At 69.7% G+C, this 25,021-nt stretch carries 22 protein-coding genes; 13 read left to right on the forward strand and 9 right to left on the reverse strand.

What is annotated here, in order from left to right:
- Nucleotides 1–42 precede the first annotated feature (42 nt).
- From SYV04_RS37720 to SYV04_RS37740, 5 genes are all read left to right on the forward strand, one after another.
- On the forward strand, nucleotides 43–1,257 hold the full coding sequence (locus SYV04_RS37720) for a metallophosphoesterase (protein WP_321550901.1): 1,215 nt from the start codon (nucleotides 43–45) through the stop codon (nucleotides 1,255–1,257).
- 17 nt (nucleotides 1,258–1,274) lie between these two features.
- A complete protein-coding gene (locus tag SYV04_RS37725) occupies nucleotides 1,275–1,913 on the forward strand; it encodes a TetR/AcrR family transcriptional regulator (protein ID WP_321550902.1) in 639 nt (212 codons plus the stop codon).
- Nucleotides 1,914–1,927: 14 nt separating this feature from the next.
- On the forward strand, nucleotides 1,928–3,544 hold the full coding sequence (locus tag SYV04_RS37730; RefSeq protein ID WP_321550903.1) for a serine/threonine-protein kinase: 1,617 nt from the start codon (nucleotides 1,928–1,930) through the stop codon (nucleotides 3,542–3,544).
- A gap of 5 nt (nucleotides 3,545–3,549) precedes the next feature.
- A complete protein-coding gene (locus SYV04_RS37735) occupies nucleotides 3,550–4,398 on the forward strand; it encodes an ATP-grasp domain-containing protein (protein ID WP_321550904.1) in 849 nt (282 codons plus the stop codon).
- Between the two features lie 88 nt (nucleotides 4,399–4,486).
- Nucleotides 4,487–5,041: an FHA domain-containing protein gene (locus tag SYV04_RS37740; RefSeq protein WP_321550905.1), complete on the forward strand. Its 555-nt coding sequence runs from the start codon at nucleotides 4,487–4,489 to the stop codon at nucleotides 5,039–5,041.
- Between the two features lie 27 nt (nucleotides 5,042–5,068).
- Here SYV04_RS37740 and SYV04_RS37745 read toward each other — a convergent pair whose 3' ends face one another.
- From SYV04_RS37745 to SYV04_RS37765, 5 genes are all read right to left on the reverse strand, one after another.
- On the reverse strand, nucleotides 5,069–5,800 hold the full coding sequence (locus SYV04_RS37745) for a tetratricopeptide repeat protein (protein WP_321550906.1): 732 nt from the start codon (nucleotides 5,798–5,800) through the stop codon (nucleotides 5,069–5,071).
- Nucleotides 5,772–7,235: a serine/threonine-protein kinase gene (locus SYV04_RS37750; protein ID WP_321550907.1), complete on the reverse strand. Its 1,464-nt coding sequence runs from the start codon at nucleotides 7,233–7,235 to the stop codon at nucleotides 5,772–5,774. Before SYV04_RS37750 ends, SYV04_RS37745 begins: the two co-directional genes overlap by 29 nt.
- Nucleotides 7,236–7,356: 121 nt before the next feature.
- Entirely contained in the window at nucleotides 7,357–9,075 is a 1,719-nt protein-coding gene (locus tag SYV04_RS37755) for a MopE-related protein (protein WP_321550908.1), read from the reverse strand.
- 2 nt (nucleotides 9,076–9,077) lie between these two features.
- On the reverse strand, nucleotides 9,078–10,328 hold the full coding sequence (locus SYV04_RS37760; RefSeq protein ID WP_321550909.1) for a PEGA domain-containing protein: 1,251 nt from the start codon (nucleotides 10,326–10,328) through the stop codon (nucleotides 9,078–9,080).
- A 41-nt stretch (nucleotides 10,329–10,369) separates the two neighbouring features.
- Complete coding sequence (locus SYV04_RS37765; protein ID WP_321550910.1) at nucleotides 10,370–11,545, reverse strand: M20 family metallopeptidase; 1,176 nt, start codon at nucleotides 11,543–11,545, stop codon at nucleotides 10,370–10,372.
- 178 nt (nucleotides 11,546–11,723) lie between these two features.
- Here SYV04_RS37765 and SYV04_RS37770 point away from each other — a divergent pair, with 178 nt between their 5' ends.
- From SYV04_RS37770 to SYV04_RS37780, 3 genes are all read left to right on the forward strand, one after another.
- Nucleotides 11,724–12,158, forward strand: coding sequence for a host attachment protein (locus tag SYV04_RS37770; protein ID WP_321550911.1), 435 nt, complete (start codon nucleotides 11,724–11,726; stop codon nucleotides 12,156–12,158).
- A gap of 111 nt (nucleotides 12,159–12,269) precedes the next feature.
- Nucleotides 12,270–14,174, forward strand: a complete 1,905-nt coding sequence (locus tag SYV04_RS37775; protein ID WP_321550912.1) for a methyl-accepting chemotaxis protein — start codon at nucleotides 12,270–12,272, stop codon at nucleotides 14,172–14,174.
- A 1-nt stretch (nucleotide 14,175) separates the two neighbouring features.
- On the forward strand, nucleotides 14,176–14,775 hold the full coding sequence (locus SYV04_RS37780) for an HAD family hydrolase (RefSeq protein WP_321550913.1): 600 nt from the start codon (nucleotides 14,176–14,178) through the stop codon (nucleotides 14,773–14,775).
- A 10-nt stretch (nucleotides 14,776–14,785) separates the two neighbouring features.
- Here the strand turns inward: SYV04_RS37780 and SYV04_RS37785 are convergent, their stop codons facing one another.
- From SYV04_RS37785 to SYV04_RS37795, 3 genes are all read right to left on the reverse strand, one after another.
- Nucleotides 14,786–15,433, reverse strand: coding sequence for a glutathione S-transferase family protein (locus SYV04_RS37785; protein ID WP_321550914.1), 648 nt, complete (start codon nucleotides 15,431–15,433; stop codon nucleotides 14,786–14,788).
- A gap of 31 nt (nucleotides 15,434–15,464) precedes the next feature.
- Nucleotides 15,465–16,058, reverse strand: coding sequence for an adenylate/guanylate cyclase domain-containing protein (locus SYV04_RS37790; protein ID WP_321550915.1), 594 nt, complete (start codon nucleotides 16,056–16,058; stop codon nucleotides 15,465–15,467).
- Nucleotides 16,059–16,331: 273 nt separating this feature from the next.
- Nucleotides 16,332–18,392, reverse strand: a complete 2,061-nt coding sequence (locus SYV04_RS37795; protein WP_321550916.1) for a S46 family peptidase — start codon at nucleotides 18,390–18,392, stop codon at nucleotides 16,332–16,334.
- A gap of 129 nt (nucleotides 18,393–18,521) precedes the next feature.
- Between SYV04_RS37795 and SYV04_RS37800 the strand changes: the two genes are divergently transcribed.
- The 3 genes from SYV04_RS37800 (at nucleotide 18,522) to SYV04_RS37810 (ending at nucleotide 21,556) form a co-directional block, all read left to right on the forward strand.
- Entirely contained in the window at nucleotides 18,522–19,664 is a 1,143-nt protein-coding gene (locus SYV04_RS37800) for an esterase/lipase family protein (RefSeq protein WP_321550917.1), read from the forward strand.
- A gap of 207 nt (nucleotides 19,665–19,871) precedes the next feature.
- Nucleotides 19,872–20,552, forward strand: coding sequence for a hypothetical protein (locus tag SYV04_RS37805; RefSeq protein WP_321550918.1), 681 nt, complete (start codon nucleotides 19,872–19,874; stop codon nucleotides 20,550–20,552).
- A 56-nt stretch (nucleotides 20,553–20,608) separates the two neighbouring features.
- The gene (locus SYV04_RS37810; protein WP_321550919.1) at nucleotides 20,609–21,556 is read left to right on the forward strand and encodes an HNH endonuclease; all 948 of its coding nucleotides are present in this window, start codon (nucleotides 20,609–20,611) and stop codon (nucleotides 21,554–21,556) included.
- Nucleotides 21,557–21,562: 6 nt separating this feature from the next.
- Here the strand turns inward: SYV04_RS37810 and SYV04_RS37815 are convergent, their stop codons facing one another.
- Nucleotides 21,563–22,054, reverse strand: coding sequence for a DUF4442 domain-containing protein (locus tag SYV04_RS37815; protein ID WP_321550920.1), 492 nt, complete (start codon nucleotides 22,052–22,054; stop codon nucleotides 21,563–21,565).
- Nucleotides 22,055–22,122: 68 nt separating this feature from the next.
- Between SYV04_RS37815 and SYV04_RS37820 the strand changes: the two genes are divergently transcribed.
- Both SYV04_RS37820 and SYV04_RS37825 read left to right on the forward strand, forming a co-directional pair.
- Entirely contained in the window at nucleotides 22,123–23,469 is a 1,347-nt protein-coding gene (locus tag SYV04_RS37820) for a flavin monoamine oxidase family protein (protein WP_321550921.1), read from the forward strand.
- Nucleotides 23,466–24,986, forward strand: coding sequence for a protein adenylyltransferase SelO (locus SYV04_RS37825; RefSeq protein ID WP_479691456.1), 1,521 nt, complete (start codon nucleotides 23,466–23,468; stop codon nucleotides 24,984–24,986). The genes SYV04_RS37820 and SYV04_RS37825 overlap by 4 nt, the downstream gene beginning before the upstream one ends.
- The last annotated feature ends 35 nt before the right edge of the window (nucleotides 24,987–25,021 follow it).

Raw genomic sequence — 25,021 nt, forward strand, 5'->3', positions numbered from 1 at the left:
TCGGGTTGCGTCAGGCGCACATCCGGTAAGTATTGGAGCGCCATGTCCGTGTCCGTCGCCGTCCGCTTCCTGCTCTTCTTCTCCATCACGGGCCTCATCAGCGTCCTGGGCCATGTCTACCTGTACCGCCGCATGTTCCGGGACACCTCGGGACACCCCGGCTGGCGCAAGGCGGGCATCGCCGCCATGGCCTCCCTGTGCCTGCTCATGCTCGGCTCGCGGCTGCTCTCGCGCGTGCTGCCCTCGGACACGGTGCTCGCCCTCGCCACCGTCGGGTGGACCTGGATGGGCGTGACCACCTACCTGCTCCTGGCCTTCTTCACCCTCGGGGGCCTGCGCGCCCTCTCCCACCTCGTCCACCGCTGGCGCGCCCGCCCGTCCACCGCCTCCGCTGCCCCCGCGCCCGCTCCGCCTCCCGTCTCCGAGGAGCGCCGCCAGTTCCTCGCCCGCGCCACCGCCGGCGGCGCCCTGCTCGCCACCAGCGGCTTCGTCGGTTACGGCTCCTGGCGCGCCTTCCACCCTCCCACCGTCACCGAGGTGGCCGTGCGCCTGCCCGGCCTGCCCAAGGCCCTGGACGGCTTCACCCTCGTGCAGCTCAGCGACATCCACGTGGGCCCCGTCATCCAGCGCCGCTTCATGAATGCCATGGTCGACCAATGCAACGCGCTCAAGCCGGACCTCGTCTGCATCACCGGCGACCTGGTGGACGGCAGCGTGGACGAGCTGGGCTACTCCGTCGCCGCCCTCGCCAACCTGCGCAGCCGGCACGGCACCTTCTTCGTCACCGGCAACCACGAGTACTACTCGGGCGATGAGGAATGGACCGAGGCCCTGAAGGGCATGAGCGTCGACGTGCTGCGCAACCGCCACGTGCGCATCGGCGAGCCGGGCGCCTCCTTTGATCTCGTGGGCGTGGATGACTGGGCCGCCGCGCGCACCGGCTCTCCGCACCGGTACGACTTGTCCAAGGCCCTGTCGGGACGGGACCCAGAGCGAGCAGCCGTGCTCCTGGCGCACCAGCCCTCCAACTGGCGCGAGGCCGCCAAGGCGGGCATCGGCCTGCAGCTCTCGGGGCACACCCACGGCGGCCAGTTCTTCCCCTTCACCCTGGCCATCTCCGCCATCTGGGAGCACGACGCGGGGCTCTTCCAGGAGAACGGACGCCACATCTATGTCAGCCGGGGCACTGGCTTCTGGGGCCCTCCGGTCCGCGTGGCCGCGCCTCCGGAGATTGTGAAGGTAACCCTGCTTTCCTGAGGTAGGATACCGGAACGATGAGGAAGGAACCGGCGAAGCGGGAGATCAAACAGGAGCGCGCGGCACGCACCCGGGTGGAGATCCTCGAAGCGGCCATCACACTGTTCGCCCGACGAGGCTTCCTGGCCACCACCATGGCGGAGCTGGCCAAGGCCATCCGCATGACGCCCGGCGCGCTCTACTGGCACTTCCCCACCAAGGAAGACTTGCTGCTGGCGGCCATCGAGGATCTGCACCAGCGCTTCATCAACGAGTTCGCGGACCTGCTGGCCGAGCACCGCAAGCTGACGGCCCGCGAGCAGCTCATCTCGTTCATGAACCGCACCCAGCAGTTCCTGCGCTACCACCGCGAGTACGGCATCTTCTTCGGCATGGTCGCCGCCGAGTCCGCCGAGTCCAATGATCGCGTGGCGGAGACCATCCGCGAGAAGCTGGAGATCTACGTGCTGGCGGCGGCGAACATCATCCGCTACGGCCAGAAGAAGCAGGAGTTCCGCACCGACATCGACCCGCTGCACACCGCGCATGGGATGATGTCCGCGTACGTAGGCTTGCTGCTGCACCAGAACCTCTTCCGCGCCACGGTGGCCTATGATCCCGTGGTGGCCGCGCTCGACAAGCTCGTCATCAGCGGCATCACCCCCGGGAAGGGGTAGACTCGGGCCTCTTCATGGCCACGCCCACGCGCACCTCCGCTGTCTCCAAGTTCCTCTCCAATCACCTGCGTCGGGATGCCCAGGCCCGAGAGACTTCCGTCGCCGGCTACATGGCGGGGCTGGCCGCCGCGTGTCTGGTGGCCGTGGGCGCGCTGGGGCCGTACATCGGCTGGGGGCTGACGCGCTCGCTGCTCGGGCTGGTGGCGGTGCTGTGCCTCTACTACACGGTGCTCTGGCGGGCCCTGCGCGCCGGCTGGTTCCACCCCGCCATCCACTGGCTCAACGTGGCCATCGAGGTGAGCATCCCCTCGGTGGTGCTGGCCTTCGACTTGCGCTTCCAGGGGCCCACCTACGCGCTCACCGCGCCCACGCTCGTCATCTGGGGCACGCTGGTGGTGCTGGCGGCGCTGCGCACCAACCCGAAGCTGGCGCTCATGGCGGGAGCGCTGGCCGGCGGTGAGTACCTGGCGCTCTACTTCCTCTTCGTCCGGCCGCTGCTGCCCGAGCAGCCGCTGCTCACCCTCACCCCGCCCTTCATCATCATGCGCTCGGTGTTCCTGCTGAGCTCCGGGGTGGCCACCGCCATCCTCGCCCGGCACTTCATGCGCAAGACGGCCCAGGCGCTGGCGGCGTTGCGTGAGCAGGAAGTCATGGGCAAGTACATGCTGCACGAGCGCATCGGCGTGGGCGGCATGGCCGAGGTGTTCCGCGCCACCTACAGCCCCGAGGGCGGCTTCGAGAAGCAGGTGGCCCTCAAGCGCGTGCTGCCCGGCTTCGCCGATGACATCGAATTCGTCACCCTGTTCCGCCGCGAGGCGGAGCTGTGCTCCATGCTGCACCACCCCAACATCATCCAGGTGTTCGACCTGGGGCGGCACGGCAACACGTACTTCCTGGCCATGGAGTACGTGGACGGACTGCCGCTGAGCTCACTGCTGCGCGGGCTGGGCTGGCAGGGGCTGCCGCTGAGCGCCGCCACCTTCCTGGGGGCGGAGCTGGCCTCGGCGCTGGACTACCTGCACCGGCGCACCACCGCCACCGGCGAGCCGCTGCACCTGGTCCACCGGGACATGAACCCGCCCAACGTGCTGGTGTCCCGCATTGGCGAGGTGAAGCTGTCGGACTTCGGCATCGCCCGCAGCGCCTCGCGCGCGCAGCTCACCATGGCCGGCAACGTGCGCGGCAAGCTGGGGTACATGGCCCCCGAGCAGGCCATGGCCCAGTCGATTGATGGGCGCACGGACCTGTTCGCCCTGGGACTCACCCTGCACGAGGCCCTCACCGGCCGGCGCGTGCTGACGGGCGAGAACGAGGCGCAGCTGCTGATGGCCGCCGTGGAGCAGCCGATACCGCCGCCCTCGCACCTGCGCCCGGAGATACCGCCCGAGTTGGACGCGGTGGTGATGCGGCTGCTGGAGCGCGATGTGAACAAGCGCACCCCCACCGGCGCCGAGGCGCGCGCGCAGCTGCTGGCCCTCACCGGAGCGGTGGCGCCCTTTCCCCAGGGGCAGCTGGAGCTGACCCGCGCCGCGCAGCAGGCCCTGACCCGCGTGCGCCCGAGCTCGGAGCGGGTGTCCGGTGCGCACCCCCTCACGGACGACCCCACGCAGCTCGAAGCCCGCTCGGGGTGAGCCCCATGGATGTCGCCGTCGTCACCTACGCGGGCCTGCCCCAGCTCGATGCCTATGATGCGCCGCTGCTGCCCGCCCTGGCGGCGCAGGGACTGGAGGCGCGCATCTGCCTCTGGGACGACCCGGCCATCGACTGGAGCGTGCCCAAGGTGGTGTTGATCCGCACCACCTGGGACAGCCACCTGCGGCGCGAGGCCTTCGTGGCCTGGGCCTCGAAGGTTGGCCGCCTCACCCGGCTCTACAACCCGCCCGAGGTGCTGCGCTGGAACACGCACAAGTCGTACCTGCGCGAGCTGGAGGCCAAGGGCGTCCCCTGCACCCCCACCGTCTGGGTCCCCCGGGGCGGCACGGTGTCGCTGGAAACGGTGGCCCGCGAGCGCGGCTGGGAGGCGCTGGTGCTCAAGCCGGTGGTGTCCGCCGGTGCGCTGAAGACGTACCGCTTCGCCCGCGCCGAGTTGCCCCAGGCCCAGGCCCGGCTGGAGGCCCTGGCCGCCGAGAGCGAGGTGATGGTGCAGCCCTACCTCACCGCCTTCGAGACGGAGGGCGAGCGCGCCTACCTCTTCTTCGACGGGGCCTTCAGCCACTCGGTGCGCCGGCCCCCGGGCCTGGCGGACTCCCCGCGCGCCTTCGCCAAACCCCACCTCCTCGAGCCCCTCCCCGAGGAGCTCCAACTGTGCGAGCAGGTACTCTCCTCCGTGGGCCAGCCCCTGCTCTATGCCCGGGTGGACGTCGCCACGGACAACGAGGGCCGCACCCGCCTGCAAGAGCTGGAGGCGACCGAGCCCAGCCTCTTCCTCAGCCTCGACCCGGCGGCCGCGACGCGGCTGGCCGAGGCCATCCGGCGCAAGCTGTAGGACGCTTGGCGCCACACTTCGCCCAGTCGTGGACACCTGTGCTCCCTGAGCACTCCTGATCGGGTGAACAGGTGCTTAAATTTTCCGCATGGCGCGTTCTCTTCTGCTTTCTCTTCTCGTCCGTCAGTCCATGGCCCTCAAGGAGCGGTTCCGGGCCCGCTACCCGCACCCGTGGCTGGTGTGGGAAGCCGGCGCATGGAACGTGCCGGAAACGGAGCAGCGCCAGAACGTCGCCGCCACGCAGTTCCCCGCGCCGGATCTGCGCGACTGCCTGCCCGCGGGAGACGCGCTCTGCTTCGAGCTGGTGACGCTGGGGCCGGTGTCCAGCAGCCTGTCGCTGGGCCGCTCCTCGAGCAACGCCCTCGTCATCAACGACGCGACCGTCTCGCGCGAGCACCTCGCGCTGCACGGCGCTCCGAACGGCCAGTGGTCCGTGGAGGCGCAGCCCAAGGCGAGCCCGGTGAAGCTGGACGGGGTGCTGCTGCAGCCGGGCCAGCCCGTGGTGCTCGTGCCGGGCGCGCGGCTGGAGCTGGGAGACGTGCGGCTCACCTTCCATGATCCGGAGGGCTTCTTCCTCCGCCTCGGCCAGCTCGCCGAGCAGCTCACCGCGCAGATGAACGCCGCCCCCGCACGGGCGGGCTGAGACGGAGGCCCGCGGTACCGGGGCGGCTCAGCGCCCCGGCAGGGTCCCCAGCGTGGTGGGGCGCGGATCCGGCGCGGTGACCGCGTAGACGATGCCTCCCGCCAGCACCGCCACCGCGCCCGCGCCTGCCCACACCCACCACTTTCGAGTCAGCGGCTCCTTCACCTCGGGAACGGGCGCTCCGGGCACCGCCTCCGGGGGCAGGGCCAGGGGCTCTCCCGCCGACATGGAGCGCGAGGTGCGGATGTCCAGCGCCCGGCGCCCGGCATCCTTCAGCGAGGCGCGCTCCTGGGTCGGCGCGCCGCGCGCGTCCTTGCCCTTCGCGGGCTCCACCTTGGGGCGCGTCTTGTCCCCCGCCTTCGCGAGGGCCACGGCCTTCGCCCGGGTGTCCATCTCCGCGATCAGCTCCTTCACCATCGGCGCGTTGGGCGGCTCCTTCTCGGACAGCGCCAGGTAGCGCCGGTAGAAGAAGGCCGCCCGCTCGAAGGCGCCGAGCTGGCGGTGGCACTGGGCCACGTTGAAGAGGAAGCCAGGCAGCGGCGCCAGCTTGTAGGCCCCGTCGAAGTGCTTCAGCGCCTGGCGGAACTCTCCCTTGTCATAGGCCTCGGTGCCCTCGGTGAACTTCACCCGCGCCTGGGCCTTGGCCTCGTCGGAGATCTGCGCCGCCCAGGAGGCTCCCAATGGCGAGAGCCCCAGCAGCACCCCGAGCGCGACGGCCAGCCGCCAGCGCTCACTGCGCGAACGGATCAATGATTGCATCGCGCTTCACCTCCTTGCGCGCCGGAGCCTTCGCCGGCGCGGGGGCCTTGGGAGCCACGGGCGACGGCGCCGACTGCGCCTTGACCAGGGGCATTTCGAGCATGGCGTTGGAGTCCATCCGCACCTGCCGCTCGAGCGGGGCATAGCCCGCCAGCTCCACCCGCACCCCGAACGCGGCATCCGAGCGCGCCATCTCCTTGACGAGCGGCGTGACACCGAGCGCCTCGCCCGTGTCCGCGCGAATCACCCGGGCGCCCTCCGGCATGGTGCGCACCGTGAGGGTGACGGGAGCCGGCGCCACCACGGCGGCCACCGGTGCCACGGGAGCCTCCGCCGGCTGGAGCAGCCGCTGCAGCCCACTCCAGGTGACGGCCCCCGCCAGCATCGCCAGCGCCATGCTCCCCACCACCAGGGGCAGGCGCGGGTGGCGCAGCAGCGAGTCGGGCTTCACCCGCTGGTTGCGGGTGGGCACATCCTCCTCGGGGTCCATGGGCGGCACCGGCTGCGCCACCGCCGTCAGCGACAGGAGCGCCGTCATCACCTCCGAGAGCTGCTGGGGCCGGCCTTCCGGCTCCTTGGCGAGGCAGCGCAACACCAGCTGCGCCAGCGCCTTCGGCATGGGCTCGCCCGAGGCCAGCGTGGCCGGCAGCGGCGGCGGCGCCTGGGTGATGATCTGCACCACCAGCTGCCCGAAGGCCGGCGCCTGGAAGGGCGGGTGCCCCGCTAGCATCTCATAGAGCAGGTTGCCCACCGCGTAGATGTCGGCGCGGTGGTCCACCGGCAGCCCCGCGGCCTGCTCCGGGGCCATGTACGTGGGCGTGCCGATGATGGTGCCATCCAGCGTGCCGTTGGTCCCCTCGGAGGTGAGAATCTTCGCCACCCCGAAGTCGAGCACCTTCACGAAGTCGGGCTGGCCACCCCGGTGGGTGATGAAGAGGTTGTCGGGCTTCACGTCCCGATGCACCACGCCCACCTTGTGGGCCGCCCCGAGCGCCGCGCACACCTGCACGCCGATGCGCTGGATGCGCTCCAGCGAGAGCTTCTCCTCCTTCAGCAGCGCGGCGAGGCTCTGGCCGCGCAACAGCTCCATCACGCAGTAGACGCGCCCCTGCTCCATCTCCTCGGCGAAATCGAAGATCTCCACGATGTGCTCGTGGTTGATCTGATTGACCGAGCGCGCCTCCTGGAAGAAGCGGCGCACGAAGCTGCTGTCGTGGGCGTGCTGGGGGCGCAGCACCTTGAGCGCCACCTGCCGGCCCAGCCGGATGTGGCGTGCCTGGAAGACCCGGCCCATGGAGCCTTCGCCCAGGAGCCGCTCGAGCTGGTAGTTGCCCAGGACCTGCCCTTCCTGAGCCTCCTGATCGCTCCGCATCGCGTCACCTGGGGAGGCCACGCTGGAAAGCACGGTCTGTGCAATGAGGTCGTCGCCACCCATGGGCGACAAAGATTTTCATGAGGTGGCTCCCCGGCAACCCAGTCTGCCTCTCGTTTTCTAAACGAGAGGCGCTGGATCATCCCCGCCGTTCGCCGGAGGACACCTACACGTCACCCGGGTCTCAAATGCACTGCCGGTTGCCGTTGCACGTGCCGGCGCTTCCGTCCGTCTTCTGACAGACCGTGCTCTGCGGGCAGTCGACCTGGTCCGAGCAGTCGGCCCCTTCCAGACCGTCGTTGTCGATGCGGTCGTTGCAGATGGTCTCCTTCTTGGTGGTGCCGTTGCACACACAGCCGCCCAGGAAGTTGCACGACTTGGTGTTGCAGTCGGTGTCGGCGCAGTCGCGCTGGCCGTCACCGTCGTTGTCCACGTTGTCGTCGCACAGCGTCTCGACCTTGACGTTGCACGCGCTGCCCACGGTGTTGTTGTTCTGGCAGCCCACGCCGCAGATGCCGGTGAGGCAGTTGGGCTCGGCGCCCGGACCGTTGTTGCGGCAGTCGATGAGGGTGTCGCCGTCGTTGTCCCGGTTGTCGGTGCAGTTGAGTTCCTGCGGGCCATTGGCCACCGTACACACCAGCGCGTTGTTGCTGACGTTGGAGTACGTCACGCCCTCGCAGTCCGGGTCCTGGCAGTCGGACTTGCCGTCCCCGTCATTGTCGAGCGTGTCGTTGCAGATGACCTCGGTGCAGGAGCGGCGCCTGCACACCGCGCCGCTGCCGCCGGTGGTGCAGATCTGCGTGTCGCACTGAGGGTCCTGACAGTCGATGAGGCCGTCGCCGTCGTTGTCCAGCCCGTCCGAGCACGCCACCTCCACCTTCGCCAGGCTCTGGCACAGACAGCCCACGCCGCAGGACTCGTTGGCGCAGTCGGTGTCGGCGCAGTCCGTCCTCGTGTCGGTGTCGTTGTCCGCGTTGTCGTCGCACGCCTCTTCCGTCTTGGCGTTGTTCAGGCAGCGGCACCCCACCCCGCACGCCTTGTTGGCGCAGTCGCTGTCGGCGCAGTTGGCGGCGCTGTCTCCGTCATCGTCGATGCCCACGTTGGGCGCGCTCTCGTTGCCGCAGTCGCCCTCGCCCTTGGTGCCGCCGATGCAGATGCAGCCCGTGCCGCACGACTTGCCGTCGCAGTCCGAGTCCGCGCAGTCCGTCAGGGGCGTCGTCCCATCAGAGGCGAAGTCCCCATCGTCATTCAGGGTGTTGCTGCACTCGGCCTCGCCCTTCCTGCCGCTGATGCACTGGGCGCCCGGTCCCGCGGGCAGGCCGTTGCAGTCCGAGTCCGCGCAGTCCGTCAAGGTGTCCGAGTCATCATCCAGGTTGTTGTCGCACGTCGTCTCCCGGCGGCGCACGCACTGGCCGGCCACGCAGTCCTGGATGTTCGAGCACACCTGGTCGCAGCGGCCACAGTTGTTGGGGCCCGACTGGAAGTCGAAGTCCTCGTCCACCGAGCCGTCGCAGTCGTCGTCCTTGCCGTTGCAGACCTCCTGCGTGGGCAGCACCTGGCCGACGCAGACGATGTTGCCCTGGCCGCAGGCGGGCCTGCCCGTGCGGCAGGTGCCCACGTTGCGCGTCGCCTCCGCGCCGTCGTAGCAGGGCTCGGTGTCCAGCTCGTCGATGGACCCATCACAGTCATCATCGAGCTGGTTGCACAGCTCGCCCACCTGCGGCAGGCAGCAGTATTTGCGCGTGTCCGGCAGCGCCGAGCAGATGTAGCCCTTGCCCCCGCAGTCGGAGTCCTGCTCGCAGGCGTAGGGCAGCTCGTCCGGGAAGTTGACGGAACAGCCCGCCGCGGCGCCGACGACGACGCAACACAGCACCAGGCTCAAGGAGAGATAGAGCGCCTTCATGTTCAGAAGTTCCCGCCGAGGAAGAGTTGAAGCGAGCTGCGAGTACCGGTTCCGCTACCGCCAGCGGGAGCCACCGCGGGGGCCTCCGCCGGAGGAGGCGCGCTGCGCGTGGGCACCAGCGCCAGCCACAGCACGCTGCCGCCCGCCACCGCCGCGCCTCCGGCCACCAGGGCCGTGGAGAGATTGGCCTGGTTCTGCGCGTCGAGGCGCTCCTGGCGGGTGATGTTCGCGATGCCGTTGCCGTCCGTGTCCGGCGCGCGCGAGGCGATCTTCTTGGCCCCCTGCCCCACCACCATGCCCGCGCCCACCGCGAGGATTCCCACCACCGCCGTGTAGAGCGCCGGCCGGCCGAAGATTGTCGGCCCCGAGGACTTGCGCGCCGCCTCCGCCACCATCTCCGAGGGGCCGTCGGACACCTGGTTGGCGGCCTGGAGGTATACCTCCACCGTCGTCGTCTGCCCGGGCGGCAGCGACACCGTCTTCGCGAACGGGGTGAACTCGTCCGCCTCGACGATGAGGTTGCCCTGGCCAGGCGCCACCTTCGTCTCGAGGCTGCCCACGCCGAGGGTCCGCTCGCCCAGGCGCACCACCGCCTGAGGAATGTTGACGTTCACCTTGAGCACCGCCCGCGGCCGGGCCAGCCCCCGCACCCGCTGCGCCAGCAGGTCCGCGCTCGCCTTGATGAACTTCGCGTCACGCGGGTTGCGGCCCGTCACCGAGTCCGTCTCCACCTTGTTGCGGTCCCGGTCGAACGTCCACAGCCGGAACGTCCACCCGTCGTCCTCCAACGCCAGGCGCGAGGTGACGAGCAGGTCCGCGTCCAGCGTCTCGGCGGGCCCGGACAGGCACGAGGCCTCCGCGCAGCGCAGCGCCGTCGCGTAGTCCTCCGTCAGCCGCTCCCGCGCATCCTTGATGGAGGCGCCGGGCAGCGCCTGGGCCACCGTGGTCCTCAGGGCGCCATACAGCGCTTTGATCCAACGGCCGGACTGCGCCGCGCCCGCCCGCTCGGGCGTGTCCAGGCCCAGGAGCACCACGCGCGGCAGCAGCTCCGTCTTGGCGACATCGCCACTGATGTCCAGGCCGATGCCCGCCTGCTCCGCGGACTCCTGCGTGTCGGTGGACTCGGACTGGGAGTCGGAGCCGGACAGGTCCAACCCCATTCCTCCTTGGTCCTGCTGGGCCTGGGCGGTGGAAGCCGCCAGCAGCAACGTGAGCGCGAGCAGGCCGGGAGAGAGAACGGCACGGGTGTTCATACCCCGACGTTCTACCTCGCCGCGCCGCCCCACGGAATTACTCACAGGGACGGCTCCGCGGCACGAGAGGCCAGGAAGCGCGCCAGGGCCTGGGCCTTGGGGATCAACGTGTCCACCTCGATGTACTCCTCCACGGTGTGGAACCCCTTGCCGCGAGGCCCCAGCCCGTCGATGGAGGGGATGCCCATGGAGGACGAGGTGCTCGCGTCCGAGCCTCCCCCCACCATGGGCGACTCGCCTTGCCCCAGCCCGGAGGCGTGGGCACAGGCGCCATAGGCGGCCATGAGCGCCGCGGAGGCCTCGGTGCGCTCCAGGGGCTCGCGGCCTACACCTCCCGACAGCTCCAGCCGGGTACCCGGCACGCTGGCACCGGCTCGCGCGGCGACCTCGTGGAAGCGCTGGAGCAGCTCCTCGCCTTCCGCGCGCGTGGCGAAGCGCAGGTCCACGTCCGCCTCGACGCGGTCCGGCACGGTGTTCTTCCCCTGCCCGCCCAGCACCCGGCCCACGTTCACGGTGAGCCCTCGGGGGTAGTCGGTGAGCTGCTGCACGCCGTCGATGAAGCGCGCCAGGGCCCAGATGGCGTTGGCGCCCTCCTGGTGCGCGTTGCCCGCATGGGCCGCCTTGCCATGGGCCACCGCCTTCACCGCGCCGGTGCCCTTGCGCCGGGTGATGATGGCGTCCTGGGCGCGGCCCGACTCGAAGACGAGGCAGGAGTCCGCCCCGCCGATGGCGCCGCGGATGACGCGCTGGCCCTCGGGGGAGCCCACCTCCTCATCCGACACCACCACCAGCCGAATCGGAGGCAGCGCCTCCAGCCCGCCCGTGGCCGCCAGCGCCTTGAGGGCCCAGGCGATGACGACCAGACCGCCCTTCATGTCCAGCACCCCGGGCCCTCGCCGCAGCGCCCCGTCCTGGCGGTAGCCCTCGAACTTGCCTGGGGGAAACACGGTGTCCAGGTGCCCCACCAGCGCCACCGGCTGCAGGCTCGGCCGGCCCAGGGAGCGGAACACGAGGTGATCGGCGAAGCGGCTGCTGAGCACCACCTCGGCCATCAGCCCCGGCATCACCAACACCTGCCGGAGAATGGCCCCCACCTCGCGCCCACCCGAGGCGTTCTCCGTGAAGGAGTTGACCGACACCAGCGCGGCGAGCGCCTCCTCCATCTCCGCCAGCCTGCCCACCAACCAGCCAGCCGCCGCTTCACCCATCTCTCGCATGAGCCCTCTCCGGCCGGGGCCTCCCCCCGGCACTTTCGGGCATACGCCAGGCAGGCGGGCCAGGAGAAGACCCCGCTGCGTGTGCTCGCCTCCCCGGCACTCAGCGCAGGTGCCGCCGCCTTCCGCAAGCTTGCCGGGCCCGGTGGCACTCCGCACCCTCCTTCAAAGGAGGATGACGATGGCGGACAAGCTCTGGATTCTGGTGGGTAACGCGAGCCGCGTGCGGCTCTTCTCCGCGGACGAGAAGGGGGAGGACTGGAACCTCTTGGAGGAGTTCCGCCACGACGAGAGCCGGGCGCACAACCTGGACTTGCAGGAGCAGCGGGACAACCCCAACGCGGGCACCCTCCATGGCCCTCCTCCGGAGACGGAGCCGGATGGCCGCCGAGAGCTGGAGCACGACCGCTTCGCCCGGGAACTTTCGCAGCGCCTGGACCGCGGCGTGGACCACCACACCTTCGAACGCCTCATCATCGCCGCCCCTCCGGAATTCCTGGGTAGGCTGCGAAAGGCGCTCAGCAAGCGGGTCCTCCAACGGCTGGTGTTGGACCTGGACGCGGACTTCTCCAACGTGCCCGCCCGGGAGCTTCCCAACCGGGTCCCTGTTTTATAGGTAGGGAGCTAGCGGAGAGGCTCCTAGGGTCTGATACGCTCGGGAGAGGGTAGGCGGCACCCAGGTCGAACTGGGGGTTGTTCTGCCGCCAGTTCACCCCTCCTGGGCGAAATGAAACTTCCTCTCCTCGGCACTCTCAAACTGCGTGGGCGCCTGACGCTCTACACCACCCTGGTCTCCGTGGTGCCGCTGTTCGCGCTGGCCTGGGTCCAGTCCATCGGGGCCCGGCACCGCATCCAACAGCAGGTCCAGGACACGTTGGAGATAGAAGCCGCCGGACTCCGCGACATGGTGGAGGCCACGCTCATCGAGCGGGAAGCCAACGTACGGAGTTGGGCGGGCGACCATGCCCTGCGCGCGTCGCTCCAGGCGGGCAATTACACTGAGAGTGATTTGGAGCTGGCGGCCTTCCTGCGCCGCTCCCCCACCTTCCGAGGCCTGGCCTTCTTCACCCTGGAGGGGCAGTTGCTCTCCGCCAGCTCTCCCGAGCTGCGCCAGGCCTACGCGGGGCGTGAGGCCGAGGTGCTCGCCAGCCCCTGGTTCCAGTCGGCGCGCGAGGAGCGGGTAACGGACGCGGGGCTCACGACCGGGGAGGACCCGGCCTTCGGCGCGCGGGTGCTGCCGCTGGCGGCCCCCGTGTTCAGCCCCACCGAGGCCAAGCCGCTGGGCGTGCTGATGGCGGCCTATGACTGGGGGCAGCTGGGCAAGGTGGTGGAGCCGGCGCTCGCGCGCGCCAGCCGGCGCTCCCAGAGCAGCTTCGTCATCGAGGTGGTGCGCTCCGACAACACCGTCATCTTCGACTCGCGCGGCGAGGGCGCCCACTCGAACGTCGCCATGCTGCCGGCCACCGTGGAGAACACCCCCACCCTGCCGGATGTGGGCGATGGCTGGCGCTTCGTGGCGCAGGTGGACCCGGCGGAGGCGTACCAGTCGGTGACGCGCCTGGATCTGCTCAGCTTCGGGCTGTCGTTCCTCTTCGCCCTGGGGGCGGCGGCGGGCGCGTTCCTGCTGGCGCGCACGATTACCCGGCCCATGACGGCCCTGAGCGACATGGTGAGCCGCGTCACCCAGGAGCGGGACCTGACGCAGCAGCTGCCGGTGCGCGAGACGGCCGACGAGGTGGGCGAGCTGGCCAGCGGGTTCGCCCGGATGCTGGAGCACCTGCGCGAGACGAACGCGGGCCTGCAGCACGGCATGCGCGTGCTCAACGACACCGTGGCCGAGCTGAAGGAGGCCAACCGTCAGCAGGAGAAGAACATCGCCCGCCAGGCCGCCGCCATCCAGCAGACGCAGGTGACGGCGCAGGAAATCAAGCAGACGAGCCTGCTGGCGGCCGAGAAGGCCGAGGCGGTGCTGAGCGTGGCCTCCCGCGCCGAGGAGGTGGGGCGCTCGGGCGAGGCGGCGATCTCCGGCAGCCTCGGGGGCTTCGAGGACCTGCGGGCGCAGGTGGCGCAGATGGCGCACCGCATCGCCCAGCTCAACGAGCGCACCCAGCAGATTGGCGGCATTACCCAAACGGTGAAGGACCTGGCGGACCAGTCGAACATGCTGGCGCTCAATGCCGCCATCGAGTCGGTGCGCAGCGGCGAGCACGGCAAGGGCTTCGGCGTGGTGGCCCGCGAGATTCGCTCCCTGGCGGACCAGTCCATCCAGGCGACCGAGCGGGTGCGCGACATCCTCGGCGACATCAGCCAGGCCATTCTCTCCACGGCGAAGATGACGGAGCTGGGCTACACGCGCATGGAGGAGGGCCTGGAGCAGGTGCGCTCCAGCGGTGAGAACCTCAAGGAGCTGTCCACCATCGTCCAGGACAACTCGGCGGCCGTGCGGCAGATCGCCGCCGCCGTGAGCCAGCAGAACGCGGGCATTGCGCAGATTTTCGGGGCGGTGACAGACCTGTCGACCATGATGAACGAGACGGTCAACAGCCTTCAGGCCACCACCAACGCCACGCGCGCCCTCCAGGAGGTGGCCGAGCAGATGCAGCACGTGGCGCGCAGCTACCGAGTCTCCTGACATGACCCCACCGCGCGTCCTCATCTTCGACCTGGGCAATGTGCTCGTCTTCCACGACAACGCGAAGCTCTTCGCGGGGCTGGGCGCGCGGGCGGGCCTGTCGGGGACGGAGGTGGGGCAGCGGCTGGCGGGCGCGGGGTGGACGGCGGCCAACCGGGGCCAGCTGGACGCGGAGGGCATCCGCCGCGACGTGTGCAAAACGCTGGGGGTGGAGCTCCCGATGGAGGAGTTCGCCCCGCTGTGGAGCTGCCACTTCACGCTGCACGAGGCGGTGCTGCCGAAGGTGGCGGCGCTGGAGGGCCGGGTGAAGCGGGTGCTGCTGTCCAACACCAACGCCCTGCACGTGGCCTATGTGCGGCCCAAGCTGCCGCTGCTCGAGCGCTTCGACGCGGTGCTGATGAGCTGCGAGGTGGGGCACGTGAAGCCGGAGCCGGCCTTCTTCCAGCTCGCCCTGGAGCGAGCCGGCTGCGCGCCGCACGAGGCCGCCTTCTTCGATGACTTGCCCGAGTTCGTCGAGGCGGCCAACGCGCTGGGCATCCGTGGCCAGCTCTTCACGGATGCACCCCACTTCGACGCGCAGCTCAAGGCGCTCGGCCTGTAGAGGCGGAGGGCTACAGGTAGCGCTTCACGGGCGGCTCGGACCGGGCGGCCTCGGTCCACTTCTGTAGCGCCGGCAGGGCGAGCACCGCGTCCCGGTAGGCCTTTCCCACTGCGTCCAGCTCCACGTCATAGGTGACGAAGCGGGTGACGACGGGGGCGTAGAAGGCATCGGCGATGGAGAAGTGCCCGAAGAGGAAGGGCCCGCCCTGGCCGAAGCGCGAGCGGCAGTCGTTCCACAGCGCCTGGATGCGGGCGATGTCCTCGGCCACGCCCGGGGCGCGCCCCTTGCCCGGCTTCCGGGCGTGGAGGTCCATGCTCATGTTCTGCCGCAGCGCGGAGAAGCCCGAGTGCATCTCGGCCGTCACCGCGCGAGCCATGGCGCGAGCGGCCTTGTCCTCGGGCCACAGCCGCGCCTGGGGGAACGTCTCCGCCAGGTACTCGCAGATGGCCAGCGAGTCCCAGATGTGGATGGCGCCGTGCTGGAGCGCTGGCAGCCGGCCACTGGGCGAGTAGCGGGCGATCTCCGCGGCGGTGTTGGGCTCATCCAGCGCCACCACCACCTCGCGGAAGGGCTGACCCGTGTGGGCCAGCGCGAGGTACGGCCGCAGCGACCAGGAGGAGTAGTTCTTCGAAGCGACGATGAGGGTGATGTCGGACATGGGCGGCACCTTAGCGCCCATGTGCCGGCGCTCAACTGCTGGCGCGCCGCTGGGTGAAGAAGAGCGAACGGAAGCGCGCGAAGAGCGCCGGGCGGACGACGTTGCGCCGGGGCTCGATGCGGAACACCGCCACCGGCAGGCGGATGCGCTTGAGCTCCGAGCGCCCCAGTCGGTGGGCTGGCGGCAGGGGGTGGCCCTCCACCTCGCGCGCCACCGCCTCGCTGACATAGAGGGTGCCGGGCTGGGCGAGCGCCTCGAGGCGCGCCGCCAGGTTCACGCCCTCGCCAAAGACTTCCCCATTCTGATGGACGACCGGCCCCAGGTGGACGCCGACGCGCAGCTCCATCCGCTGATCCGGAGCGGCCAGCCGGTTGCGCCCGGCGACCCGCTCCTGGAGCGCGACACCAAAGCGCACCGCCGACAGCCCTCGCTCGAACTCGAGCAGGAAGCCGTCCTCCATCATCTTCACTTCACGGCCACCATGCCGCGGAAGCAGCTCCCGCACGAGGCGTGCATGCTCCTCGAGGAGCGGGAACTCCAGTGACTGTAGCTGCGAGCCAGGACCCACCATGGCGGTAGACATGATGGCGGTGACTTGGCGTTTCTCGGGTTCAGGCGCTTCCATCAGAGAAGCCTCCATTCCCCCCCAGTGCTGGCAGGGATGTTAACCCAAGAACAGATTCACGGTGCCAGGGGCGCGCAGTGAAACTGTCCCTGCTGGGTAGGATGAGAGCTGCTCATTCCTGACGCGACGCACAACCCTGTGTGTTCCAAGCTTCACACTGGGCCAGGCAACCCACGGGGGCAGGCGGTTCTGGCGAGTCCGGTGTCGGACAAGGCCTCCATCGAGCGCGACGGGAGGCCTCAGGCTCTGAGGAAGCGCGGGGTGGGCGAACCCCTACCGGGGCTGAGCCGCGCGCAGCTCCTCCACGAGGCGCTGGGCGGCGTAGACATGCTCGAGCGCGGCGAGCAACCCCGCCCCATGCACGGCCACCGCGCGGTGGGTTTGAGGCACGTAGGCGTACCGGGCCCCGAGCGAGTGCAGGTTGCTGTCGAAGATGAGCCCCACCACGTGCCCGTCCCTGTTCACCACGGGCGAGCCGGAGTTGCCGCCGATGATGTCGTTGGTGGTGGCCATGTCCAGCGGCGTCTCCTGAGGCACCTTGCCCTGAGCCGCCAGCCACGAGTCCGGCAGCCGGAAGGGCTCCTTGCCGGTGTGGCGGGCCCACGCACCGGCGAAGGTGGTGAGGGGCGCCACCGCGCGGCCATTCTCCTCCCAGCCCTTCACCGCGCCGTAGCTCAGGCGCAGGGTGAAGGTGGCATCCGGGTAACCCGTGGTGCCGTACACCGCGAGGTGCGCCTGGGCGATTCGCTCATTGCTGCGCTTGAGCACCGCCTCCACCGTGTCCTCGTAGCGCTTGCGCGCCGCGCGTGCCGCCGCGTCCACCTTGCGCGCCAGCACCACCATCGGATCCTCCGAGGCCTCCACCGCCGCCTTGCCGCCTTCCAGCAGCGCCTGCCGCACCTTCACGTCCCGGAGCTTCGAGCCCGTCACCAGCGCGCGCGCCAGCTCCGCCGGAGCCTCGCGGCCCAGCACCGCCTGGACGAAGGGCTCGTCGGCGCCCAGCGTCTCGCGCAGCCGGTTGAGGCTGAACGCCAGCGTGGCCACCTCCAGCTCCTCGGGAATGGGCGCCTCGCGCAGCAACTGCTGGCGAAGCGTGGGGAGCTGAGCATCCGTGTACTCCCGCAACCGCTCCGCGTTGGGCTTGGGCAGCTCCTCTGCGGCGCGCACCAGATGCCTCGCCAGGGTGAAGAGCTCGGACTGGAAGCCGTCTCCCGCCTCCTTCATGCGGTACTCGGGCAGCATGGGGCGGTACACCTGCAGCGCCTTGGCCACCTCCTCCCAGGCCCCCGCAGTGGAGGCCTTCAGCTTGGGGTTGGCGGTCACCCGGGCCCGCAGCGCCGCCTCCTCCTTTCGCTTCAGGGAGAGCAGCGATGGGTCCGCCAGCGCCTGGTGCCGACCGCGCAGCGCCTTGAGCCCGTTCTCCACCGAGCGCAGCCGCGCGCGGGTGGTGCGCAGGCGCTCCGGCGAGCCGCTGGAGAACTCGCGCAGCATGCCGCGCAGCTCCGAGAGGTGCAGCAGGGTGTAGGGCAGCGCCACGTCCCGCTGGAACTCCAGCTCCGCCACGCTGCTCTTGCGCTCGGTACCCCCTGGGTGGCCGGAGACGAAGACGAGCTCCCCCTCCTTCACGCTCTGCTTCGCCCAGGGCAGGTAGTGCGGGCTCTGGGCCGGCTGGCCATTCTCCCACACGCGCAGGAAGGCCACGTCATAGCCATAGCGGGGGAAGTTGAAGTTGTCCGGGTCTCCCCCAAAGCTGGCCATGGGGAACTCGGGGGCGAAGGCCAGGCGCACATCCTGGAAGCGGCGGTACTTATAAAGGTGGTACTTGCCTCCGTTGAAGAGCGTCACCACGTCACAGCGCACCTCTGGCCCGGTGGCGCACGCCGCCTCCACTTTGGCCATCTCCGCCTTGAGGCCTGTGTTGAAGGCCGCGCCGCTGAGCCCCTGAGTGGCGGCATTCATACGCGCGGTGATGTCCGTCATCTCCACGAGCTGATTGGCCTCCACCTTGGGGCAGCGCAGCTCATCCTTCGGCTCGGGCGCGACGAAGCCCGTGGCCAGCAGGTCCTTGCGCGGCGAGGACAGGTCCTCCACACAGCCGCGAATGCAGTGGTGGTTGGTCATCACCAACCCCTGGGGGGAGACGAAGCTGGCCGAGCACCCACCCGCCAGCCGCACGGAGCCCAGGCGGACCTGGTTCAGCCAGGCCTGCGTCGGAGCAAAGCCGTAGGCTCGCTTCACGGCTTCGGAAGGGAAGGCGTCATAGGTCCACATCCCCTCCTCCGCGCGGGCGGAGAGGGACAGCAGCAGGCCAAGGGCGAGCAGAAGGCGGTACACGGGCGGGCGTCCTTGCGGGAATCGACGGGGGCGCCTGTTCTTTCCTGGGAGGATGCCCGCGTCAACTCCATGCGCCTGGCCACGCATGGGACTTGAGTCGCGAGCCAAGAGGCCGGAAGGTGTACCCGAATGCCCGCGAAGCACTACATCTACCTGGTCCCCGGCTTCTTCGGCTTCACCAACCTGGGGGAGCTGGTCTACTTCGGCCACGTCCGAGACTTCCTCCAGGCGGAGTTTGCCCGGCGGGGGGTGGAGGCGGAGGTGGTGAACATCCTCTCGCACCCTACGGCCTCCATCCGGCAGCGGGCCGCGGACCTGCTCACGGGAGTGCAGACCACCGCCAGTGCGGACGAGGGGCCCATCCACCTCGTTGGCCACTCCACCGGAGGGCTGGACTCGCGGCTGTTCGTCAGCCCGGGGGCCTCGCTGCGCGAGGGGCTGGAGTTGGAATCCTATGCACGGCGGGTACGCACGGTGGTGACGGTGTCCACGCCGCACGCGGGCACGCCCCTGGCGTCCTTCTTCCTGGGGCTGTTTGGCCAGCAGCTCTTGAAGCTGCTGACGCTCTTCACGGTGTACGTGCTGCGCTTCGGGCGGCTGCCGCTGAAGGTGGCCTTCCGGCTGGGGCACCTGCTGGCGCGGGCGGATAATCAGCTCGGCTGGAAGCAGACGATCCTGGACCAGCTCTTCGACCAACTGCTGGGAGACTTCTCGGCGGACCGGCGCGAGGCGCTCTCGCGCTTCCTAGGGGACGTGGGCAAGGACACCTCGCTCATTCCCCAGCTCACGCCCGAGGGAATCGACCTGTTCAACGCGGGGTGCGCGGACCGGCCCGGGGTCCGTTACGGCTCGGTGGTGACGCAGGCCCGGCCGCCCTCGCTGCGCACCCGGTTCTCGGCGGGGCTCGACCCGTACGCGCAAATCACGCACACGGTGTACGCGTTCGTCTACGGCCAGACGCAGCGCATGCCGCTGAACAGGGTTCCGCCGCACACGCCGGAGCAGACCGCGGCGCTGGTGGAGGCCTTCGGGGCCCTGCCGGGGCTGCAGGCGTGTGATGGCATCGTCCCCACGCGCTCGCAGGTCTACGGCAAGGTGATTGGGGCGGTACGGGCCGACCACCTGGACGCCATCGGGCACTTCGACCAGCCCTCGCACCAGCCGCCGCACGTGGACTGGCTCATCTCCGGCTCCGGCTTCCGTCGTCCCCAGTTCGAGAAGCTCTGGAAGGACGTGGCCGACTTCCTCCTGGCGGAAGAAGCGCCGCGCTGAGCCCGGTGCGAAAAAGTCACTTCTAGACCTCTAGAAGTGACCTGACCGCAACCGTCCACGCCGTGAGACGCAGGAGTCCAGCCGCTTGGACGCCTGCGAGCGCATCTCCTTGCCTCCGAAGGAGCGCTGCTCTGGCACGTGTACTGCACTGCCGCGGGCTCGCCGCGTTGACGTGGTGTCAGCGCAGCACTCCAAAGGAGGACCGACATGAATCCCGGTATAGATAGCAGTGCAACCACGGTGATGACGCTGGAACAGGCACGTGACGCCCTGCTCCAGCTCGCGGAGCAGACGAACATCAACCACCACCGCATCGGCCACATCTACAACTACGTGGTGGGGAAGAAGCTGGCGGAGACGAGCGGGTACAAGAACGCCCAGGTCTACTTCAGCCAGCACGTCAAGGTGCTCTCGCAGGCGATGCTCAGCATGTGCGGCACCGTGGCGCGAGCCTTCACCGAGACGGCCTGCGTCAACTACGGCGTGTACCGGCTGAGCGCACTGCTGACCTACGCCAAGGCCAATGCCCTCCAGCTCTCGCGAGAAGAGCCAGGCCCCACGCCCATCAACGTGCCGACGGAAGATGGGCAGTCCGTGGAGCAGAAGCTCTTTGCCGACTGCACCCTGGAAGAGCTGAAACTGGCGGTGAAGTCCAAGCGCGAGCAGGACCGCACGCCACTGCCGGACCAGGACCAGGCTCGGGTTCAGGCCCTGCGCGAGAGCATCGCCCGGCACTTCACCGGGCAAGAGCCCTCGAGGACGAACGTCAAGGCGAGGGTCCTCAAGGACATCACCTACGTCACGCTGCAGGACGTGCCTGTCACGCATCTGGAGCGACTGACCGAGGCGCTGGTCGACGGCATCATCTTCTCGCGTCCCGCCACGTAGGCGGTTGCCAGGCAGGGGCCTCTGGAGTCGCGCTATGCTGTGCCTGCTCCCAGGGCATGCCCGCTTCCTCCTTCTCCAGCACCGATCCTGATTGGCCCATTCGGCAGGCCGCGTTCCAGCGGCTCGCCGAGCTGACGCGGCTACACGGTGGGGTGCTGCCCTGGGACAAGGTGGCCGAAGGCTTCAGCTTTCGTGGTGAGCCCCTCTACTTCGCAACCAAGGCAGAGGGCATCTTCCGACCACGGCAGATGCAAGGCGGGGCGCTGTCCATCAAGACCACCGTCCCTCGGCGGGGGCGCATTGCCCGCTACGACGACATCGCCTCGGATGATGGAGCCTTCTTCTACCGCTTCAAGGGAGAGGATCCCCAGAATCACTCCAACCAGTTGCTCGCCAGGGCCGAAGCACTCAAGGCCCCGCTCATCTACTTCTATGGCGTGGCGCCCGGCATGTATCGCCCCATCTGGCCCGCGTACATTGCCCGCTTCGAGCCCCAAACCCTCACCTGTGAAGTCGTCGCGGACGAAGCCTTGCCGGTCGAACCTCCCGGGACAGCGCTCCACGACGCGACGGCGGACCGTATCCGCCGTGGGTACATCACCGTCCAGGCCAAGAAGCGCATCCACCAGGAGACCTTCAGGCTCCATGTGCTCGATGCCTACGGCTGTCGCTGCGCCATCTGCCGCCTCCCCCGCCCCGAGCTGCTCCAGGCAGCGCACATCCTCCCCGACCGGGATGAGCGCGGCGTTCCCGAGGTGCCCAACGGACTGGCCCTGTGCCACCTCCATCACGGCGCCTTCGACGCGGATCTGCTGGGCATCCGCCCGGATGGGCACATCGAGTTGGCTCCCACCCTTCGGGAGACACGTGACGGCCCTACCCTGGAACATGCGCTCAAGGCCTTTGATGGACAGCCCATCATCAAGCCCGTCCGGCAAGACCACTGGCCTCGCGAGCAGTTCCTGGAAGAGCGCTACGCCCGGTTCCTTCAGCGCGCGGCCTGACCTCCCTCAGAGCTTCTTCACCGCGTCGAGGAAGCGCACCTCGGTGACGACGGTGCCATCCTCGGCCAGCAGCTTCACGGGCAGCCACGCCTCGGCTTTGTCACCCTTCTGGCGCAGCGCGCCCTCCAACGCGGAGAACACCTCGGCGGGTGGCTCGCAGAGGGCATACACCTTGCCCCGGCCTTGGGAGCGGAAGTCCGCCTCCACCCGCTTCACGAGCGAGCGGTACGCGTTGGGCGGAAAGCGACGCAGGAGCCACAGGCCCGCGGTCAGCTCCGCCGCCGTCATCTGCACACCGAAGTAGAGAGCGCCCACGTGGTTCTTCGTGCGCCGCTTGAGCGGCACGGAGATGTGGGCGCGCGTGTCCGACACCTCCTCCACCTTGAGCCCCAGCCCGCCCGCCGCGGGGATGATTCGGGGCAGCGCGGCGCTCAGCAGGAGGTTCGCCGTGCCAGGAGACAGCTGCCGCAACCGCTCGAGGACGTCCATGGCTCGCATGGGTTTCCTCTAAGAGCTTTGGTCGCGCCCCGTCAACCCGGCCGTCTACAGTGTACCCAGGAGGGCACATGGCCCCGGACGCGGACGTCATCATCATCGGCGCGGGGGTGGCGGGACTCACCACGGCCCGAGCGCTCACCCGGGCTGGCGCCTCCGTCCTCGTGCTGGAAGCCCGAGACCGCGTGGGCGGGCGCACGCTGAGCCAGCCCGTGGGAGGGGATGTGGTGGACCTGGGAGGCCAGTGGGTCGGGCCCCACCAGCGCCACATCCTGCGGCTGGCGGATGAACTCGGCCTGAAGCGCTTCCCCCAGTTCCACCACGGCACCAAGGTGTTGGACATCCGAGGCGAGCGCCGCACCTACCGAGGCAAGGTGCCATCGCTGCCGCTGCTGAGCCTGTTGGATCTCCAGCGCTCCGTGTGGAAGCTGGACAGGCTCGCCCGCCAGGTGCCGTTGGAAGCACCCCACGCGGCGCCCAAGGCCGCCGAGTGGGATGCCCTTTCCCTGGAGGAGTGGAAGCAGCGGCACATCCCCACCTGGGGCGCCCAGGCAGCGCTGGACGTGGCCACGCGGGCCATCTTCGGCGCCGAGCCGCGCGAGCTGTCCTTCCTCCACTTCCTCTTCTACGTCCACTCCAACGGCGGGCTGATGCCGCTGGCGGAGATCGAGAACGGCGCGCAGGCCGAGCGCCTGGAGGGGGGCGCGCAGGGCATCTCCCGCAGGATGGCCGAGCCCCTGGGAGCGCGCGTGGTGCTCTCGGCGCCCGTGCGCGCGGTACACCAGGACGCCAACGGAGTCACGGTGCATGGAGAGGGGCGCAGTTGGACCGCCCGCTACGCGGTGGTGGCGGTGCCCCCCGCGCTCGCCGAGCGGATGGACTTCGGCGCGGAGCTACCGGCCACGCGCCGACGCGCGCACACGGAGCTCCCCATGGGCAGCGTCATCAAGATGGTGGCCACCTACGCCCGCCCCTTCTGGCGCGAGGCAGGCTACTCGGGCGAAGCGGTGAGTGACGTGGGGCCCATTCGGCTGTGCTTCGATGACTCGGGGCCGGGCGGGCACCACCCGGCCCTCGTGGGCTTCTTCCTCGGAGACACCGCGAAGGCCTGGACGCAGAAGCGCGCCGAGGAGCGCCAGCGCGCTGCCCTGGAATGCCTGGCGCGCTTCTTCGGTCCCGAGGCTCTCGCGCCCACCGCCTACGCGGACCTGGATTGGATCGCCGAGCCGTGGAGCACGGGTTGCTACGTGGGCCTGCCCCGCCTTGGGACGCTGACCGCCATTGGGGACGCGCTGAGGGCTCCGTGCGGCCGGGTACACTGGGCGGGCACGGAGACGGCGCGGGAGGGCTGCGGCTACATCGACGGAGCGGTGGAGTCGGGTGAGCGCGCCGCCACCGAGCTCTCCGCGAGAAGGTGAGCGCCGAGCTCACGGGAGTGAAGACCTTCGCCTCGCTGTTGCCTCCAGTCATGCCTGCGCTCGAGCACCTCCGCTTCGACAACACCTATGCCCGCCTGCCCTCCGCCTTTGGCGTCCGGGTAGCTCCCTCTCCCCTGGCGGATGCTCGCCTGGTGAGTGTCAGTCCAGAGGCGCTCCGGCTGCTCGAGCTGGAGCCCTCCGAGGCCCTGCGCCCGGAGTTCGTCGAAGTCATGGGGGGCGCACGACTGCTGCCGGGAATGGCGCCCATCGCCATGGTCTACGCCGGCCACCAGTTCGGCGTGTACGTGCCCCGGCTGGGAGACGGGCGCGCGCTGCTGCTGGGCGAGGTGCGCACGAGCACAGGTGAGAAGTGGGAGCTGCACCTCAAGGGCGCGGGCCCCACGCCCTTCTCACGCATGGGAGATGGGCGCGCGGTGCTGCGCTCCACCATCCGGGAGTACCTCTGCGGCGAGGCCATGCACGCGCTGGGAATCCCCACCACGCGGGCCCTCTGCATCATCGGCGGGAGCGAGAAGGTGTACCGCGAGGAGGTGGAGACGGGCGCCATGCTGGTGCGGCTGGCGCCCTCGCACGTGCGCTTCGGCACCTTCGAGTACTTCCACCACACCGGACAACGGGAGCACGTGGCGACGCTGGCCGACTACGTGCTCGCGCAGCACTTCCCCCACCTGGAGGGCACGCCAGACCGGTACGCCCGCTTCTTCGAGGAGGTAGCGGAGCGCACCGCGCGCCTGGTGGCACAGTGGCAGGCGGTGGGCTTCGCTCACGGGGTGTTGAACACGGACAACATGTCCATCCTCGGTCTCACCCTGGACTACGGGCCGTTCGGCTTCATGGACGAGTTCGAGCCCGGCTTCATCTGCAACCACTCGGATGACTTCGGGCGCTACGCCTTCGACAAGCAACCGCGCATCGCCCTGTGGAACCTGGCATGCCTGGCCGAAGCGCTCATGCCCCTCATCACCGAGGAAGAGGCGCGGGCGACGCTCGGCGCTTTCTCCTCCCGTTTCCACGCCCACTTCCTGGCGCGGATGCGGGAGAAGCTCGGCCTGCGCGAGGCGCGTGACGGGGATGCGGCGCTGTTCGAAGCGCTCCTCGCCCGGATGGCCGAGGCGCACGTGGACTACACGCGCTTCTTCCGTGCGCTGGGCCGCTTCGACTCCTCGCCCGGAGCGGGCAACACGCCGCTGAGGGACCACTTCCTGGATCGGGAAGGCTTCGACACCTGGGCGGAGGCCTACCGGACGAGGCTGACCGCAGAAGGCAGCGTGGATGCCGAGCGCCGCGAGCGCATGGACCGCGCCAACCCCAAGTACGTGCTGCGCAACTACCTGGCCCAGACCGCCCTCCTGCGCGCCCAGGAGGGAGACTTCTCCGAGGTGGACCGGCTGCGCGCGGTGCTGTCCCGTCCCTTCGAAGAGCAGCCCGAGCACGAGGCCTACGCCGCCGCGCCGCCCTCGTGGGGCAGGCATCTGGCGGTGAGCTGTAGCTCCTGAGTGCCTCCCGGGCAGGCAGGGAGCCGCGCCGCGCG

The sequence above is a fragment of the Hyalangium ruber genome (assembly GCF_034259325.1).
GTDB classification, from domain to species: domain Bacteria; phylum Myxococcota; class Myxococcia; order Myxococcales; family Myxococcaceae; genus Hyalangium_A; species Hyalangium_A rubrum.